14 protein-coding genes and 1 rRNA gene are annotated in these 15,627 nt (G+C 68.7%); 14 read left to right on the top strand and 1 reads right to left on the bottom strand.

The features are described 5' to 3' along the window. Positions 1–84, top strand: a 5S ribosomal RNA gene (gene rrf / locus ACYVJH_RS08840); the annotation flags it as partial. A gap of 127 nt (positions 85–211) precedes the next feature. Here the strand turns inward: rrf and ACYVJH_RS08835 are convergent. Beyond that, positions 212–1,138, bottom strand: a complete 927-nt coding sequence (locus ACYVJH_RS08835) for a carbohydrate kinase family protein (protein ID WP_460454242.1) — start codon at positions 1,136–1,138, stop codon at positions 212–214. Between the two features lie 125 nt (positions 1,139–1,263). On the opposite strand from ACYVJH_RS08835, the gene ACYVJH_RS08830 reads away from it, so the two are divergent. The 13 genes from ACYVJH_RS08830 to ACYVJH_RS08770 all read left to right on the top strand — a co-directional run bounded on the left by ACYVJH_RS08830 (position 1,264) and on the right by ACYVJH_RS08770 (position 15,625). Continuing rightward, positions 1,264–2,301 carry a rod shape-determining protein gene (locus tag ACYVJH_RS08830; protein WP_188659651.1) on the top strand — a complete coding sequence of 346 codons (1,038 nt, stop codon included), beginning with the start codon at positions 1,264–1,266 and terminating at the stop codon, positions 2,299–2,301. 37 nt (positions 2,302–2,338) lie between these two features. Further along, positions 2,339–3,310, top strand: coding sequence for a rod shape-determining protein MreC (gene mreC / locus ACYVJH_RS08825; protein ID WP_460454241.1), 972 nt, complete (start codon positions 2,339–2,341; stop codon positions 3,308–3,310). Further along, positions 3,307–3,795, top strand: a complete 489-nt coding sequence (gene mreD, locus ACYVJH_RS08820) for a rod shape-determining protein MreD (protein ID WP_460454240.1) — start codon at positions 3,307–3,309, stop codon at positions 3,793–3,795. Before mreC ends, mreD begins: the two co-directional genes overlap by 4 nt. Before the next feature lie 4 nt (positions 3,796–3,799). Continuing rightward, a complete protein-coding gene (gene mrdA / locus ACYVJH_RS08815; RefSeq protein ID WP_460454239.1) occupies positions 3,800–5,662 on the top strand; it encodes a penicillin-binding protein 2 in 1,863 nt (620 codons plus the stop codon). After that, positions 5,659–6,768, top strand: coding sequence for a rod shape-determining protein RodA (gene rodA / locus ACYVJH_RS08810; RefSeq protein WP_460454238.1), 1,110 nt, complete (start codon positions 5,659–5,661; stop codon positions 6,766–6,768). Before mrdA ends, rodA begins: the two co-directional genes overlap by 4 nt. Before the next feature lie 56 nt (positions 6,769–6,824). Then, positions 6,825–7,856, top strand: coding sequence for a lytic murein transglycosylase B (gene mltB / locus ACYVJH_RS08805; RefSeq protein ID WP_460454237.1), 1,032 nt, complete (start codon positions 6,825–6,827; stop codon positions 7,854–7,856). Next, complete coding sequence (locus ACYVJH_RS08800; RefSeq protein WP_460454236.1) at positions 7,853–8,842, top strand: septal ring lytic transglycosylase RlpA family protein; 990 nt, start codon at positions 7,853–7,855, stop codon at positions 8,840–8,842. The genes mltB and ACYVJH_RS08800 overlap by 4 nt, the downstream gene beginning before the upstream one ends. A 70-nt stretch (positions 8,843–8,912) precedes the next feature. Further along, positions 8,913–10,136, top strand: a complete 1,224-nt coding sequence (locus ACYVJH_RS08795) for a D-alanyl-D-alanine carboxypeptidase family protein (protein WP_460454235.1) — start codon at positions 8,913–8,915, stop codon at positions 10,134–10,136. A 52-nt stretch (positions 10,137–10,188) separates the two neighbouring features. After that, a complete protein-coding gene (locus tag ACYVJH_RS08790; protein WP_460454234.1) occupies positions 10,189–11,313 on the top strand; it encodes a GGDEF domain-containing protein in 1,125 nt (374 codons plus the stop codon). A gap of 38 nt (positions 11,314–11,351) precedes the next feature. Further along, the gene (locus tag ACYVJH_RS08785; RefSeq protein WP_460454233.1) at positions 11,352–11,630 is read left to right on the top strand and encodes a DUF493 family protein; all 279 of its coding nucleotides are present in this window, start codon (positions 11,352–11,354) and stop codon (positions 11,628–11,630) included. Next, on the top strand, positions 11,618–12,322 hold the full coding sequence (lipB, locus tag ACYVJH_RS08780) for a lipoyl(octanoyl) transferase LipB (RefSeq protein WP_460454232.1): 705 nt from the start codon (positions 11,618–11,620) through the stop codon (positions 12,320–12,322). The genes ACYVJH_RS08785 and lipB overlap by 13 nt, the downstream gene beginning before the upstream one ends. A gap of 6 nt (positions 12,323–12,328) precedes the next feature. Beyond that, positions 12,329–13,336, top strand: coding sequence for a lipoyl synthase (gene lipA, locus ACYVJH_RS08775; protein WP_460454231.1), 1,008 nt, complete (start codon positions 12,329–12,331; stop codon positions 13,334–13,336). Positions 13,337–13,444: 108 nt separating this feature from the next. Further along, positions 13,445–15,625, top strand: coding sequence for a carboxy terminal-processing peptidase (locus ACYVJH_RS08770; protein ID WP_460454230.1), 2,181 nt, complete (start codon positions 13,445–13,447; stop codon positions 15,623–15,625). The last annotated feature ends 2 nt before the right edge of the window (positions 15,626–15,627 follow it).

Raw genomic sequence — 15,627 nt, 5'->3', positions numbered from 1 at the left:
ATCCCATCCCGAACTCGGAAGTGAAACGCAGCTGCGCCAATGGTAGTGTGGCCTAAGCCATGCAAGAGTAGGTCATCGCCAGGGGCTTTACCCCTAAAACCCCCGCCAACAGGCGGGGGTTTTTCTTTGCCCAGGGGAATACCTTCTCGATGTAACCCAGGCAACAAAAAAGCCGCCAGTTGGCGGCTTTTCAGCGATACCTGGGTGGCTATCAGCGCAGCGCGTAGCCAAACTGCTGGCGGAACTGCTCGTAATCGAAGCGCTGGTTCTGCGGACCCAGGTGTTCGATCTTCAGGGCACCCATCAGCGAGGCGATGCGGCCGGTGGTGGCCATGTCCATGCCGTTCATCAGGCCAAAAATGAGGCCGGCGCGGTAGGCGTCGCCGCAGCCGGTGGGGTCGACCACGCGCATGGCCGTGGCTGCCGGGATATGCATCTCGCCGCCCTGGGTATGTACCTCCGAACCCTTGGGGCCGCGGGTGATGATGTAGGCCTGCACCCGCTCGGCGATGTCCTTCTCGGACAGCCCGGTCTTCTCCTGCAGCAGGTTCGACTCGTAGTCGTTGACCGTGACGTAGGTGGACTGCTCGATCATCTGGGTCAGTTCCTTGCCGTTGAACAGCGGCATCGCCTGGCCCGGGTCGAAGATGAACGGGATTTCCAACTCCGCGAATTCCTTCGAGTTTTGCAGCATCGCCTCGTAGCCGTCGGGCCCGACGATGCCAAAACCTACGTCCTTCACGTCCCGGACGTGGTTCTCGTAGGACCGCATCATCGCGCCGGGGTGGAAGGCCGTGATCTGGTTGTCGTCCAGGTCGGTCGTGATGAAGGCCTGGGCGGTATACAGGTCAGGCAGCGTCTTGACGTGGTCCAGGCGGATCTCGCAGGCCTCGAAGTGCTCGCGGTAGGGCTCGAAGTCCTGGCCGACCGTGGCCATCGGGATCGGCTCGCCGCCGAGCAGCTTGAGGTTGTAGGCGATATTGCCGGCGCAGCCGCCAAACTCGCGGCGCATCCGCGGCACCAGGAAGGACACATTCAGGATGTGCACCTTGTCGGGCAGGATGTGGTTCTTGAACTGGTCCTGGAACACCATGATGGTGTCGTAAGCCAGCGAACCGCAGATCAGGGCGGATGCCATTGTTCGGGACCTCTCGGGGCAAGGGCGGGGCGACTGCCCGCAAAGTCGCACATGGTAGCGCGAGGGCCACTTGGTTGCTACGCTAGCCCACCCCCCGAAACCCCACATTTAACGGGCTCTCCCGCATGTTCAAGAAGCTCCGCGGGCTGTTCTCCAACGATCTGTCGATCGATCTCGGAACCGCCAACACCCTAATTTTCGTCCGTGGCCAGGGCATCGTCCTGAACGAGCCGTCGGTGGTGGCCGTGCGCCATGGCCCCGGTGGCCGAGAGGTCGCCGCGGTCGGCGCCGAGGCAAAAAAGATGCTTGGCCGCACCCCCGGCAACATCACCACGCATCGCCCGATGAAGGACGGCGTCATCGCCGACTTCACCCACACCGAAGAAATGCTCAAGCAGTTCATCAAGAAGGTGCACAAGTCGCGGTTCCTGCGACCCAGCCCCCGCGTGCTGATCTGCGTGCCCTGCGGTTCGACCCAGGTCGAACGCCGCGCCATCAAGGAGTCGGCTGAAGAGGCCGGTGCCCGCGAGGTCTACCTGATCGAAGAGCCGATGGCCGCCGCGATCGGCGCCGGCATCCCGGTCGACGAAGCCCGCGGTTCGATGGTCATCGATATCGGCGGCGGCACGTCCGAGGTCGCGGTCATCTCGCTCAACGGCATCGTCTATTCGCAGTCGGTGCGCATCGGCGGCGACCGCTTCGACGAAGCCATCATCAACTACGTCCGTCGCAACCACGGCACCCTCATCGGCGAAACCACCGCCGAACGCATCAAGCTCGAGATCGGCTGCGCCTTCCCGCAGGCACAGGTCAAGGAGTTCGAAGTGTCGGGGCGTAACCTCGCCGAGGGCGTGCCGCGCATGATCGTCATCAACTCCAACGAAGTGCTCGAGGCCCTGCACGAACCGCTCAGCGGCATCGTCAGTGCCGTCAAGCAGGCGCTGGAACAGACGCCGCCCGAGCTGTGCGCCGACGTCGCCGAGCGCGGCATCGTGCTCAGCGGTGGTGGTGCGCTGCTGCGCGACCTCGACAAGCTGATCTCCGAGGAAACCGGTCTGCACGTGCACGTCGCCGACGACCCGCTCACCTGCGTCGCCCGCGGCGGCGGCAGGGCGCTGGAACTGATCGACATGCACGGCAACGAGTTCTTCTCGGCCGAGTGAGCCTGCTTGCAGGCGCAGTCCCCATCCGGATGACGCCGTGGCCTACCCTGGAAACCCGGCGCCGCGCCTGACCGACGGCGCCGGCAGCACCCTACCGCTGCTGGCCTATCTCGCCATCGCCACCGTGCTGATGGTGGCGGACCTGCGTGGCGGCTTCGCCGCCAAGGCACGCGTGCAGCTCACGACCCTGGTCGAACCCGTGTGGTGGCTGGCATCGGCACCGGGCCGACTGAGCGACGGCGCCAGCGAGTTCTTCAGCAGTCGTGCCGCGCTGCAGCAGGAAAACGAGCGACTGCATCGCGAACTGCAGGTCAACGCCAGTCGCCTGCACCGCCTGCTGGCCGTGGCCGAGGAAAACCAGCGCCTGCGCGGGCTGCTGGGCGGTACGCGCGGCTACCGCCTCGAGGCCCAGCTTGCGAGCATCATCGACGTCGACCTGGATCCCTCGCGCCAGCGCATCGTGCTCGACGCCGGTGGCAACGACGGCGTGCGCGTCGGCCAGGCCATGATCGACGCCGGCGGCGTGCTGGGCCAGGTCATCGAAGTGACGCCCCGGCATTCAACCGCGCTGCTGCTGACCGATCCCGAACACGCCGTGCCGGTGCAGGTGGCCCGCACGGGCCTGCGCGCCATTGCCTACGGCACCGGCCGCACCGACATGTTGCGCCTGCCCAGCATCCCGCAAAGCGGCGACATCCGGGTCGGCGACCGCCTGGTCACCTCGGGCATCGGCGGCCGCTTTCCCGCGGGCTTCCCGGTGGGTGTGATCCTGAGCGTGCAGCCTGACGAAACCCAGGCCTTCGTCGTTGCCGAGGCCCGCCCGTCGGCGCGCCTGGATCGCGGCGTGGAAGTCCTGCTGGTCAGCAATACGACCACTGGCGTTGATGCCGGCCCGCCGCTGCCGCCGCCGCCGGTCCCGGTCCAGGATCCGGCGCCCGCCGGCGCCGACGCGCCGGCCGTGGACCCCGGGCAGGCCGATGCCCCCCAGCCGCAGGAGCCCGTCGAATGAACCGCGGCCCTTCCGGCTGGCTTCTCTACGGCGGCCTGTTCATCGCCCTGCTGCTGATGGTCGTGCCGCTGCCCGACGGCATGGACCTTGCCCGCCCCTACGTGCTGGCCATGCTGCTTTGTTACTGGTTGCTAGAGACCCCCGACCAGGTGGGCCTGGGCACGGCCTTCGTCGTCGGGCTGGCCGCCGACCTGGTGGCCGGCACCCTGCTGGGTGAACAGGCCCTGCGCCTGGTGGTGATGGCCTTCCTGGTGCAGCGTTTTCGCGCCCGCCTGCGTTTTTTCCCGCTGTGGCAGCAGGCGCTGGCCATCTTCGCGCTGCTGGTGAACGACCGCCTGGTCGACCAGGCCATCCACGGCATGGCCGGCAACGGCTGGCTGCACTGGACCAGCTGGCTGTCGCCGGTGCTGGGCTTCGCCCTGTGGCCGTGGCTGTTCCTGCTGCTCGACGGGCTGCGCCTGCGCACGCGCGACCGCGCCAGCTGACGCCATGCGCAGCATCCCGCGCCGCAAGCTCAAGAACCTGCACGCCGAGGCGGCGCAGTTCGACCGCCGCGCGATCATCGGCTTCATCGGCATCGCCCTGGCGCTGCTCGGCCTGGCCGGCGGCTATTTCCGCCTGCAGGTGCTGCAGCACGAGGAATACCAGCTGCGCTCGGAAGCCAACCGCATCAAGCCCCGGCCAATCGTGCCGGCGCGCGGACTGATCTACGACCGCAATGGCCGCCTGCTGGCCGACAACGTGCCGGCCTATCGCCTGGAGATTGTCGCCGAGCAGGTGCAGGACCTCGACGCCACGCTCGCGGGCCTGGCCGACCTGGTCGAACTGGACCCCGAGGACATCGAACGTTTCCGTGAAGCGCGCCGCGCCACGCGCAGCTTCCGGCCGGTGCCCCTGAAGCTGCGCCTGAGCGAAGGCGAGCTGGCGCGCCTGGCGGTCAATCGCCACCGTTTTCCCGGCGTCGAAGTCGTTCCCTACCTGACCCGGCGCTATCCGTATGGCGATCTGTTCGCCCACGTCATCGGCTACGTCGGCCGCGTCGACGCAGACGACCTGGAGGCCTTGGGCGACAGCCGCAATGCGGCGCTGACGCATATCGGCAAGGCGGGCATCGAGCGTTATTACGAAGATCGCCTGCGCGGCGAGATCGGCTATGAAGAAGTCGAGACCAATGTCGAGGGCCGGGCGCTGGGCGTGGTGCGCCGGCAGCCGGCGACGCCCGGCACCGACCTGCGCCTGACCGTCGATGCCCGCCTGCAGCAGGCGATGGTGGATGCCTTCGAAGGCCAGCATGGCGCCGCGATCGCCATCGATCCGCGCAATGGCGAGATCCTCGCCATGGTCAGCCTGCCCAGTTACGACCCGAACCTGTTCATCAACGGCATCAGCCACCCGGCCTGGCAGGCGCTGCAGGCGCCGTCGCGGCCCTTGTTCAACCGGAACGTGCTGGGCGGCGCACCGCCGGGTTCGACCATCAAGCCATTCATGGCGCTCGCGGCACTGGAAGCGGGTATCCGCACGCCGGACTATCAAACCCTGTCCACCGGCGAGTTTTTCCTGCCGGGCGAATCCCGCGGTTACCGCGACTGGCGCCCGGGTGGCCATGGCCGCGTGAACCTGCGTGAGTCGCTGGCGCAATCGGTGAACACCTACTACTTCGAGCTGGCGGTCGAACTGGGCGTGGACCGCATCGACCCCTTCTTCGAACGCCTGGGCTTTGGCCGGCCCACCGGCATCGACCTGGCCGGCGAAATGCCCGGCGTTCGTCCGTCGCGTCAGTGGAAGCGCATGCAGTACAACCAGGGCTGGTTCCCCGGCGATACCGTCAATGCCGCCATCGGCCAGGGTTACTGGGTCACCACGCCGCTGCAGATGGCCCAGGCCACGGCCGTGCTGGCCAACGGCGGCATGCTCTACCGGCCGCACCTGCTGCAGGCCAGCCAGGCCGGTTTCAACCAGCCGCTGCAGCCCGAACCGCAGCTGCCCGGGCGGCGCGTGATCGAAAGCGCGGAAGACCTGGCAGCGGTCAACGAAGGCCTGGTGGCGGTGATGCACGGCCCCACCGGCTCGGCCCGCGCCGCCGCCGTGGGTGCCACCTACCGCATGGCCGGCAAGACCGGCACCGCCCAGCGGGTCAGCCGCCGCGGCACAGAACGCACGAACCCCAAGGACCTGCCCTACCACCTGCGCCACCAGGCCTGGTTCATCGGTTTCGCGCCAGTGGAGGCGCCGAGCATCGCCGTGGTGGTGCTGGTCGAGCATGGTGGCTCGGGCAGCGGCGCCGCGGCGCCGGTGGCCAGGCGCATCCTCGATGCCTGGCTGCTGCCGGTCGCCGACGAGGTCGCGCCATGACCGCCGTGCTGCGCTTGCTGCGCCAGCTGTTTGACCGCCTGTTCGAGAAGGTGGACCTGCCCCTGCTGCTGGCCCTGATGGCCCTGATGGTGGTCAGCCTGGTGGTGTTGGCGAGCGCCTCGGGCGAAAACACCCGGCTGGTGGTGTCGCAGGGCGCGCGTTTCGGCGTCGGCCTGGTGGCGCTGCTGCTGCTGTCGCGGGTGACCCCGGCGAAGTTCCGCCTGTGGACCCCGCTGGCTTACGCCGGCAGCCTGCTGCTGCTCGCGGCGGTGTTCGTGTTCGGGACGGGGCGCAGTGCCAACCTGTGGTTGAACCTGGGCGTGTTCTACCTGCAGCCCGGCGAACTGCTCAAGCTCACCGTGCCGATGATGCTGGCCTGGTACCTGCACTCGGTGCCGCTGCCGCCTGGCTGGCGGGTGTTGGCGGTCTGCGCCGGCATCATCGGCGTGCCGGTCGTGATGATCGTGCTCCAGCCCGACCTGGGCACGGGCATGCTGGTGGCGGCCTCGGGCGTGTTCGCGATTTTCCTGGCCGGCATCGCCTGGTGGCGCATCGGGCTGTTCGCCGGCATGGGCCTGGCGGCGCTGCCGGCGGCCTGGCCCTTCCTGTTGCCCCACCAGCGCGAGCGCATCCTCACCTTCATGAACCCGGAGAACGACCCGCTGGGGGCGGGCTGGAACATCATCCAGTCCAAGATCGCGATCGGTTCGGGCGGCCTCACCGGCAAGGGCTGGGGGCAGGGCAGCCAGTCGCACCTGGACTTCCTGCCCGAACACACCACCGACTTCGTCTTCTCGGTGCTCAGTGAAGAATTCGGCTGGGCGGGCGTGGTCACCGTGCTGGCCCTGTACCTGTTCGTGGTCGGGCGCTGCCTGTGGATCGCCACCCAGGCCCGCGATGGCTTCGCCCGCCTGCTGGCCGGCACCCTTGCGATGACCTTCTCGGTGTACGTCGTGGTCAATGGCGGCATGGTCGCCGGCCTGCTGCCGGTGGTGGGCGTGCCCATGCCTCTGGTCAGCTTCGGCGGCACCTCGGCGGTGTCGTTGCTGGTGGGCTTTGGCATGGTGATGTCGGTGCATGCGCACCGAAAATTCATGGCTACCTGAACCGGCCGGGAAACGCCGCCGTGTCAAATCGCCGGCATTCCCATATGCTTGTTTCCATGCGCACCTTCCTGCTTCGCCTGTCCGCCCTGCTGCTGGCCACTTCGACCGCCGTGGCCGCCGCCAACCCGTCCCCGGACCCGGCGCTGCGCCAGGTCTTCCTTGACCACGCCAGCAGCCAGTACGGGCTGCCGGCCGCCGAGGTCGAAGCCTGGCTGGCCAAGTCCGAATACCGCCAGAGCATCGTCAATGCCATGTCGCGGCCGGCCGAGAAGGTGAAACCGTGGCGCGACTACCGGCCGATCTTCATTTCCGACAAACGCATCCGCGATGGCCAGGCCTTCCTCGCCCGCCACCGCGATGCCCTGGCCCAGGTCGAGGCCGATACCGGCGTGCCGGCGGAAATGATCGTCGCCATCATCGGCGTCGAGACCAGCTACGGCGGCAACACCGGCAGCTACCCGGTGCTCGATGCGCTCTACACGCTGGGCTTTTTCTACCCGGTCAGCGGTGACCCCGGCCAGCTCGAGCGCGAAGCCGCCCGCGGCCGCTTCTTCCGCGACGAACTGGCCCAGGTGATGCTGCTGGCCAAGGAAGAAAAGCTCGACCTGGCCGCGCTCAAGGGCAGTTACGCCGGCGCCATGGGCTACGGCCAGTTCATGCCGTCCAGCTACCGCGCCTACGCCCGCGACGGCGACGGCGACGGCCGCCGCGACCTGTTCGGCTCGCTCGACGATGTCTTCGCCTCGATCGCCAATTATTTCGTCGCCCACGGCTGGCAGGCCGGGGAGCCGGTGGTGGCCCTGGCCCGCGCCGACCAGGGTAGCGATGGCTTCAAGCCCGAAGGCCTGGAGGCGCGCTACAGCCTGGCCGAGCTGGGCGAGAAGGGCTTTCGCCCGGCCGAGGCCCTGGGCCACGACCACAAGGCGACGCTGGTGACGCTGGAAGGTACGGAAGGCACCGAACACTGGTTCGGCTTCCAGAATTTCTACACCATCACCCGCTACAACCGTTCGCCGATGTACGCGATGGCGGTGTACCAGCTGTCGCGCGAAATCGCCGCCGGATCCGGGGCCGCCGCCGCGCCATGAGGGCTGGCCTGGCCTGCGTGGTGCTGCTGCTGGCGGCCTGCGCCGGCAAGCCCACCCGCCCCGTGGCACCCGTGCCCGAACCGGCCGCCGACACGCCGCGCGCGGCCGTGGCCGGAATGCCGGCCACCGCTTCGGCGCAGGCGCTGCAGGCGGCCTGCCTGCAGGTGCGCGAACATCGCGACGAGGACTACACCCCGGGCGGCCTGTACGCGCCGGGCGTGGCCGACTCCGCTCCCGGTGAAAGCCTGGACATCAGCGGCCTGGTCGAACCCGAGCCCCGGCACGAACCCCTGGCGCGTTACGGCAACCGCTCGCCCTACACGGTGCTGGGCAAGAGCTACCGCGTGCTGGACCGGGCCGCGGGTTATCGCGAGCGTGGCATCGCGTCCTGGTACGGCCAGAAGTTCCACGGCCGGCATACCTCCAGCCGCGAGATCTACGACATGTGCAGCTTCAGCGCGGCGCACAAGACCCTGCCCTTGCCCAGCTTCGCGCGGGTGACCCGCCTGGACACCGGCGAAAGCGTGGTGGTGCGGGTCAACGACCGCGGCCCCTTCCACGACGGCCGCATCATCGACCTCAGCTACGCCGCGGCGGTGAAGCTGGGGCTGGACCGCAGTGGCACCGCGAAGGTGGAAGTGCAGGCGCTGGTGCCCGGCGCCGATGCACCGCGCCTGGCGGCGGGCACGCCGGCCGCGCCCCTGCCCGCCGCGGCACCGCTGCCCGGGCCCCCCGTGCACGTGGCGGAGGACGGCCGCCGCCGCATATTGCAGGTGGGTGCCTACCGCGAACGCGACAATGCCCGCCGGATCGCCCGCCTCATCGAGGACGCCGGCATCGATGACGTCGAAGTCGCGTCGGTGAAGGTCAACGGCAACAAGCTCTGGCGCGTGCGCATCGGCCCCCTGGCGGCCGGCGCCGCGACCGAAGTCATCGAAAACCTGCGCAGCCTGGGCCTGCCCAGCCCGCGCGTGTTCATTGAATAAGGGCTAGCATCATCGCCTTGTCCCCGGTCGGCGCCTCGCGCGGATCCTGAATAACTGGAGTTTTTGCCGGATGTCCGTTTCCCGTTTCCTGTCCTTCCTGCTGGCGGCCGTGTTGGCCGGCAGTGTTTTCGCCCAGGTCCCCGCCCCGATGCCGGTGCCCGACCAGCCGCAGGCCGCGCCGCCGCCCACGCCCGAGGCCCCGGTACCCGAAGGCGCGAAGGCCTGGATCCTGATGGACCATGTCAGCGGCCAGGTGCTGGCCGGCGAAAAGATCGACGAGCCGCTCAATCCTGCGTCCATCACCAAGGTGATGACCTCCTACGTCGTCGCCGCCGAAGTGGCCGCCGGCCGCGCGTCGCTCGACGACATGGTGAAGATCAGCGAAAACGCCTGGCGCCAGGGTGGCGCCGGCACCGACGGCAGCTACAGCGCGCTGGAGGTCAATACCGAGGTCAAACTCGACGACGTGCTGCATGGCCTGGTCATCCAGTCGGGCAACGACGCCGCGATCGCGCTGGCCGAACACCTGGCCGGCACCGAGGCGGCGTTCGTGGACATGATGAATGCCTACGCCGGCAAGCTGGGCATGACCGGTTCGCATTTCGAGAACGCGCACGGCCTGACCGCGGACGGCCACCTGATGACCGCGCGCGACATCGCCATGCTTTCGCGCGCCCTGATCAACCACTTCCCCGACCATTACGCGCTCTACAAGGTCAAGGAATTCACCTACAACGGCATCCAGCAGTACAACCGCAACGGCCTGCTGTGGAAGGACGACAGCGTTGACGGCCTCAAGACCGGCCACACCTCGGCGGCCGGTTATTGCCTGGCCGCCTCGGCCAAGCGCGGCGACCAGCGCCTGGTCTCGGTGGTGCTGGGCATCGACACCAACAGCCGCAACGAAGGTTTCCGCCTGCGCGAGCAGGGCAACCTGGCCTTGCTCAACTGGGGTTTCCGGAACTTCGAGACGCACAGCGTCTACGGCGCCGGCGAGCAGGTGGCCGAGCACCCGATTTGGCGCGGCGTCGCCGACACCGTTTCACTGGGCCTCACCGAGCCGCTGCTGGTGACCGTGCCGCGTGGTCGCTACGGCGAACTCAAGCCCAGCATGGACGTGCCCAGGCAGCTCAGCGCGCCGGTGGCCAAGGGCCAGGCCATCGGCACCCTGCGCCTGAGCCTGGACGGCAAGGTGGTGGCCGAGCGGCCGCTGGTGGCGCTGGCCGACGTCGCCGAGGGCGGCTTCTTCAAGCGCATGAGCGACGACTTCTGGCTGTGGTGGGAAAGCGACTAAAACCGGCGTGGCCCGCCCCCGGGTTCGCCGGGCGGGCAGGGGGGTCGGCGGCATGCGTGAAACCATTGACGACGACGTGGCGCTCCTGCGGCTGGCCCGCGAAGCCGCCGACACCCGCCAGCGCCTGATCGCCGGCGGTCTGTTTTACGTGCTGGGCTGGCTGGTGGTTTCGACCGCCGGCGACGTCTTCCGCGAACACACCGCCATCTGGGCGGCCACCGCATTGGCCTTCCTGGCGCTGGCCGCCCTGCGTTTCTGGCCTGCGGTACCCGACCAGCAGCTGGGCATGGACCGGCTCCGGCAATGGCTGGACCGCCAGTGGGCCGTGGTGCTGGCCACCGCGGCCCTGTGGGGAGGCATCCTGAGCTGGGTGCTGCTCGATCCGCACCTGGCCGGTGGTCGCAGCGCCGCGCTGTTGTGCACGATCGCCTTCGCCACCGCTTTCGCGCACAACTATCCGCTGCGCCGCAACCGCGCGCTGCTGGGCGTGGCCCTGCTGTACCTGCCGGCGCCCATCCTGCTGCCCTATACGGACGAAAGCCTGTCGGTCGGCATCACGGTGGCGGTGTATTCGGTTTACCTGGGCGTGGTTCTGGTGCGCAGTCACGGCGATTACCAGCGGCAACTGGACCTTTACGATGCCCTGCGCATGCAGCGCGACCAGTACGAGCGGCTCAGCCGGATCGACCCGCTGACCGGCGTGGCCAACCGCCGGTCCTTCAGCGGCGCGCTTGAACACCACGTCGGCGAAGCGCGCCGGTCGGGCCGGCCACTGGCGATGCTGGTGCTGGACCTGGACCACTTCAAGCGGGTCAATGACGAACACGGCCATGACGCCGGAGACGCCTGCCTGGTGCGTTTCGCCGACCGCATGCGCGAGATCTTCACCGTGCCCGGTGCCCACCTGTCGCGGCTGGGCGGCGAGGAGTTCGGGGTGCTGCTGCCCGGCCACGGCGCGGACGCGGCGGCGGGCCTGGCCGAGGCCATGCGGGCCAGCCTGGAAGACCGTCCCCTGCAGCTTCGAGAAGGTCCCTTGGCGCTTACCGTCAGCATCGGCGTGGCGGTGCTGCATCCGGACGCAGGGGAGGGCGGCGACGAGCTCTATCGCGCCGCCGACCGCGCCATGTACCGGGCCAAGACCGAGGGCCGGAACCGGGTCCGGGTCGACGGCGTCTGACCCTTGGGCGGGCGGACCGGCGCCCCCATAATGGGGGCATGTCCATCCATTCCGACAATCCCGAACACGGGTTCCAGTTCCCGGGCATCTTCGAGATCAGCGCCATGGGGTCGGCCGAGGCCGACCTGCACCTGGTGATGCCGATCGTGCTCGAGGCCCTGGGCCTCACCGTCTATCGCGACCGCATGGCCATCAAGCCGTCGGCCAAGGGCAACTACGTGTCGGTTTCGCTGGTTTTCGAGGCGCACAGCCGCGAGGACTACGATGCCGCGCACGGGGCGCTGCGCGAGCACCCGGCGGTGAAGTGGACGCTGTAGCGGCCGCCTGCGACACGGCGCCGGCCGCGGCGTCGGCCGACCGGCCCTGGCTGGTGCGCGAACTGGGTCGCCAGGCCTACGAGCCGGTCTGGCGCGCGATGCAGGCGTTCACCGACGCCCGCGGCCCGGACACGCCCGACGAACTGTGGCTGGTCGAGCACGACCCGGTCTTCACCCTGGGCCAGGCCGGCAAACCCGAACACGTGCTGGCGGCCGGGGATATTCCGGTGCTGCGGGTCGACCGCGGCGGCCAGGTCACCTACCACGGCCCCGGCCAGCTGGTGGCCTACCCGATGGTCGACCTGCGCCGCCTTGGCGTGGGCGTGCGCGAGCTGGTCTGCCGCATCGAGGCGGCCGTCATCGACGTGCTGGCCGGCTTCGACGTGCGCGGCGAACGCCGCGAGGGCGCGCCCGGCATCTACGTGGACGGCCGCAAGGTCATGGCCCTGGGCCTGCGCGTCCGCCGCGGCTGCAGCTTCCATGGCCTGGCCTTCAACATCGCGATGGACCTGGAGCCGTTCAGGCGCATCAATCCCTGCGGTTACCAGGGCCTGGAAGTGACCTCGATGCTAGAATTGGGCGGTCCCGGCGAGCTCGCCGCGGTCAAGCCGCTGCTGGTCGAAGCCCTGTCCCGGCGCCTCGGCCTGCAGGCCCGGCCGGTGGCCGGCCTCCCCGATTTCACTTCCGCCTGAGGCGTCATGTCCGAGTCCACCAGCAAGTCCATCCCGCTGCAGGTCCTGGGGTCGCCCCTTGTGGAAGGCCAGAAGCAGCTGGGCGGGGACAAGATCGGCAAAAGCCCGGTGAAATTCGACGAAGCAGCGCCCATCCTGCGCAAGCCCAGCTGGATTCGGGTGCGCATTCCCTCGGGCAACGCCGTGCAGAAGCTCAAGAGCAAACTGCGCGAGAACCGCCTGGTCACCGTCTGTGAAGAAGCCAGCTGCCCGAACATCCACGAATGTTTCAGCCACGGCACCGCCACGTTCATGATCCTGGGCGAGGTCTGCACCCGGCGCTGCAGCTTCTGCGACGTCGCCCACGGCCGGCCCAAGCCGCCCGATGCCGATGAGCCGGCCAGCCTGGCGCGCACGATCGCCGACATGGGCCTGCGTTACGTGGTCATTACCTCGGTGGACCGCGACGACCTGCGCGACGGCGGTGCCCAGCATTTCGTCGACTGCATCCGCGAAGCGCGGGCGCTGGCGCCGTCGCTGAAGATCGAGATCCTCACGCCCGATTTCCGCGGCAAGGGCCGCATGGACCGCGCGCTGGAAATCCTGGCCCAGTCGCCGCCCGACGTCTTCAACCACAATCTCGAAACGGTGCCCGACCTGTACCCGAACGTGCGCCCGGGCGCCGACTACGCCTGGTCGCTGCAGCTGCTCAAGCGCTTCAAGGCGCAGCATCCGGACGTGCCCACCAAGTCCGGCATCATGCTGGGCCTGGGCGAAACCTTCGAACAGGTGATGGCCACCCTGCGCGACCTGCGTGCCCACGACGTCGACATGATCACCATCGGCCAGTACCTGCAGCCCACGCCGCACCACCACCCGGTGATCCGCTACTGGACTCCCGAGGAGTTCAAGGCGCTCGAAGCCGCTGGCCAGGCCCTGGGCTTCACCCACGTGGCCTCCGGGCCGATGGTCCGTTCGTCCTACCACGCGGACCGAATGGCCGCTGAAGCCGGGTTCGTCGCCGACACCGCCTGAACGCCGGGCGGGGTATGCTCGGAACCGTGCCCCCAGCCAGCACTATCGGCACACGCCGCGGCCAGTGCCGGGGCGCAAAGTGGGCCCCTGACGCACCGGATCCCAATCATGGTCAAGTACAAGCTCATCGCCCTTTCCGCCGCGCTGCCCCTGGCCCTGGCCTTTTCGGCCACCGGCAGCCCGGCTTCGGAAGCCGACATCGCCCGCGCCGGTCCGCCGGGGCTGACGCCTTCGGCCGAACAGGCCGCGGCGGCACGCATGGTCTACGGCATCCTGTCCGACAGCCGCTACGTGTACCGGTCCAAGCCGCTCAACGACGAACTGTCGGCCGACATCCACCGCCGCTACCTTGACTCACTGGACGGCCAGAAGCTGTTCTTCACCCGCGCCGACATCAATCGTTTCGACGCCCAGCGCCTGCAGCACGACGACGCCATCAAGTCGCAGCAGCTGGCGCCGGCCTTCGACATCTTCGCCACCTACCAGCGCCGGGTCGCCGAGCGCGTGGCCTACGCGCGCTCGCTGCTCCGGCAGCCCTTCGACTTCGCGAAGGATGAAACCTGGCTCTACGACCGCGAAGACGCGACGTGGGCGGCCAGCGACAGCGACCTCAACGACGCCTGGCGCAAGTACGTCAAGAACGACGCCCTGCGCCTGAAGCTGGCCGGTCGCAGCCAGGCCGAAATCCGCAAGACGCTGGACAAACGCTACGCCGGCATGGCCGAACGCGTCGGTGAGCTGCGCGCGGACGACGCCTTCGAAACCTTCATGAATGCCTATGCCGGTTCGATCGATCCGCACACCAGCTACATGTCGCCGCGCAGCGCGGAAAACTTCAACATGTCCATGCGCCTCTCGCTCGAGGGCATCGGCGCGGTGCTGCAGCGACAGGACGAATTCGTGGTCGTGCGCACCATCGTGCCGGGTGGCCCGGCCGCCAATTCCGGCAAGGTCAACGTTGGCGACCGCGTGATCGCCGTTGGCCAGGGCGATACCGGCCCGATGACCGACGTGGTCGGCTGGCGCATCGACGACACCGTGGCCCTGATTCGCGGCAAGAAAGGCACCCGGGTGCGCCTGGACATCCTGCCGGCCGAATCGGGCGTGGACGCCAAGCCCAGGCTGGTGGTGATCGAGCGCGACAAGGTCAAGCTTGAACAGCAGGCGGCGCAGAAGCGCATCATCGATGTCGACGACCGCCGCATCGGCGTGGTCGAGCTGCCCACCTTCTACCTGGATTTCGACGCCCGCCGCCGCGGCGACAAGGACGCGCGTTCGGCCACCGCTGACGTCGCCCGGCTGCTGCGCGAGCTGCGCGCCGAACAGGTGGACGGCGTGGTCATCGACCTTCGCGACAACGGCGGCGGCTCGCTGCTCGAGGCGGTTGAACTGACCGGCCTGTTCATCGACACCGGCCCGGTCGTGCAGGTCCGCGAAACCGGTGGCCGCGTCAGCGTCGAAGCTGACGACCAGAGCGGCGTCGCCTGGGACGGCCCGCTGGCCGTGCTGGTCAACCGCGCCTCGGCGTCCGCTTCCGAAATCTTCGCCGCGGCGATCCAGGATTACGGCCGCGGCCTGATCATCGGTGAGCCGACCTTTGGCAAGGGCACGGTGCAGAGCCTGATCGACCTCGACCGTTTCCCGCGCAAGGACGACGTCAGGTTCGGCCAGGTGAAGCTGACCGTGGCGCAGTTCTTCCGCGTCGACGGCGGCACCACCCAGCACGCCGGCGTGGTGCCCGACCTGCAGTTCCCGGTCAGCCTCGACGCCAGCGAATACGGCGAAAGCACCTACGACAATGCCCTGCCGGCAACCCGCATCGCCATGGCGCCGCACGGCAACGTCGGCAACCTGGCCGCGCTGACCCCGCAGCTGGTGGCCAACCACGAGGCCCGCGTCGCCAAGGACCGCGAGTTCCAGTGGTGGTCCGATGACGTGGCCCGCTTCCGCAGCGAACGCGAGAAGAAGCAGGTGTCGCTGAACGAAGCGGTGCGCCGCGCCGAACGCGACCGCCTCGAGGCCGAGCGCAAGCAGCGCCGCGCCGAGCGCATCGCCGCCGGCCTGGAAGTGGACGAGGACGCCGCCCTGGTGGACGACGGCCTGGCCTACAACGAGCGCAGCGTGGTCGAGCAGGCGGCCGAGGAAGAAGCCGCGAAGAATGGCCCCGACCCGCTGCTGCGTGAATCGGCCGCGATCCTGGCCGACGCGCTCGACCTGCTGTCGGCCGATCGCCAGCTCACCGCCCAGGTGCTGCCGGTGACCCGCCAGCCCACCGTCTGGGCGGAGTGAGC

Source organism: Arenimonas aestuarii (assembly GCF_054781715.1).
This window is presented reverse-complemented; position numbering and strand designations above follow the sequence as displayed.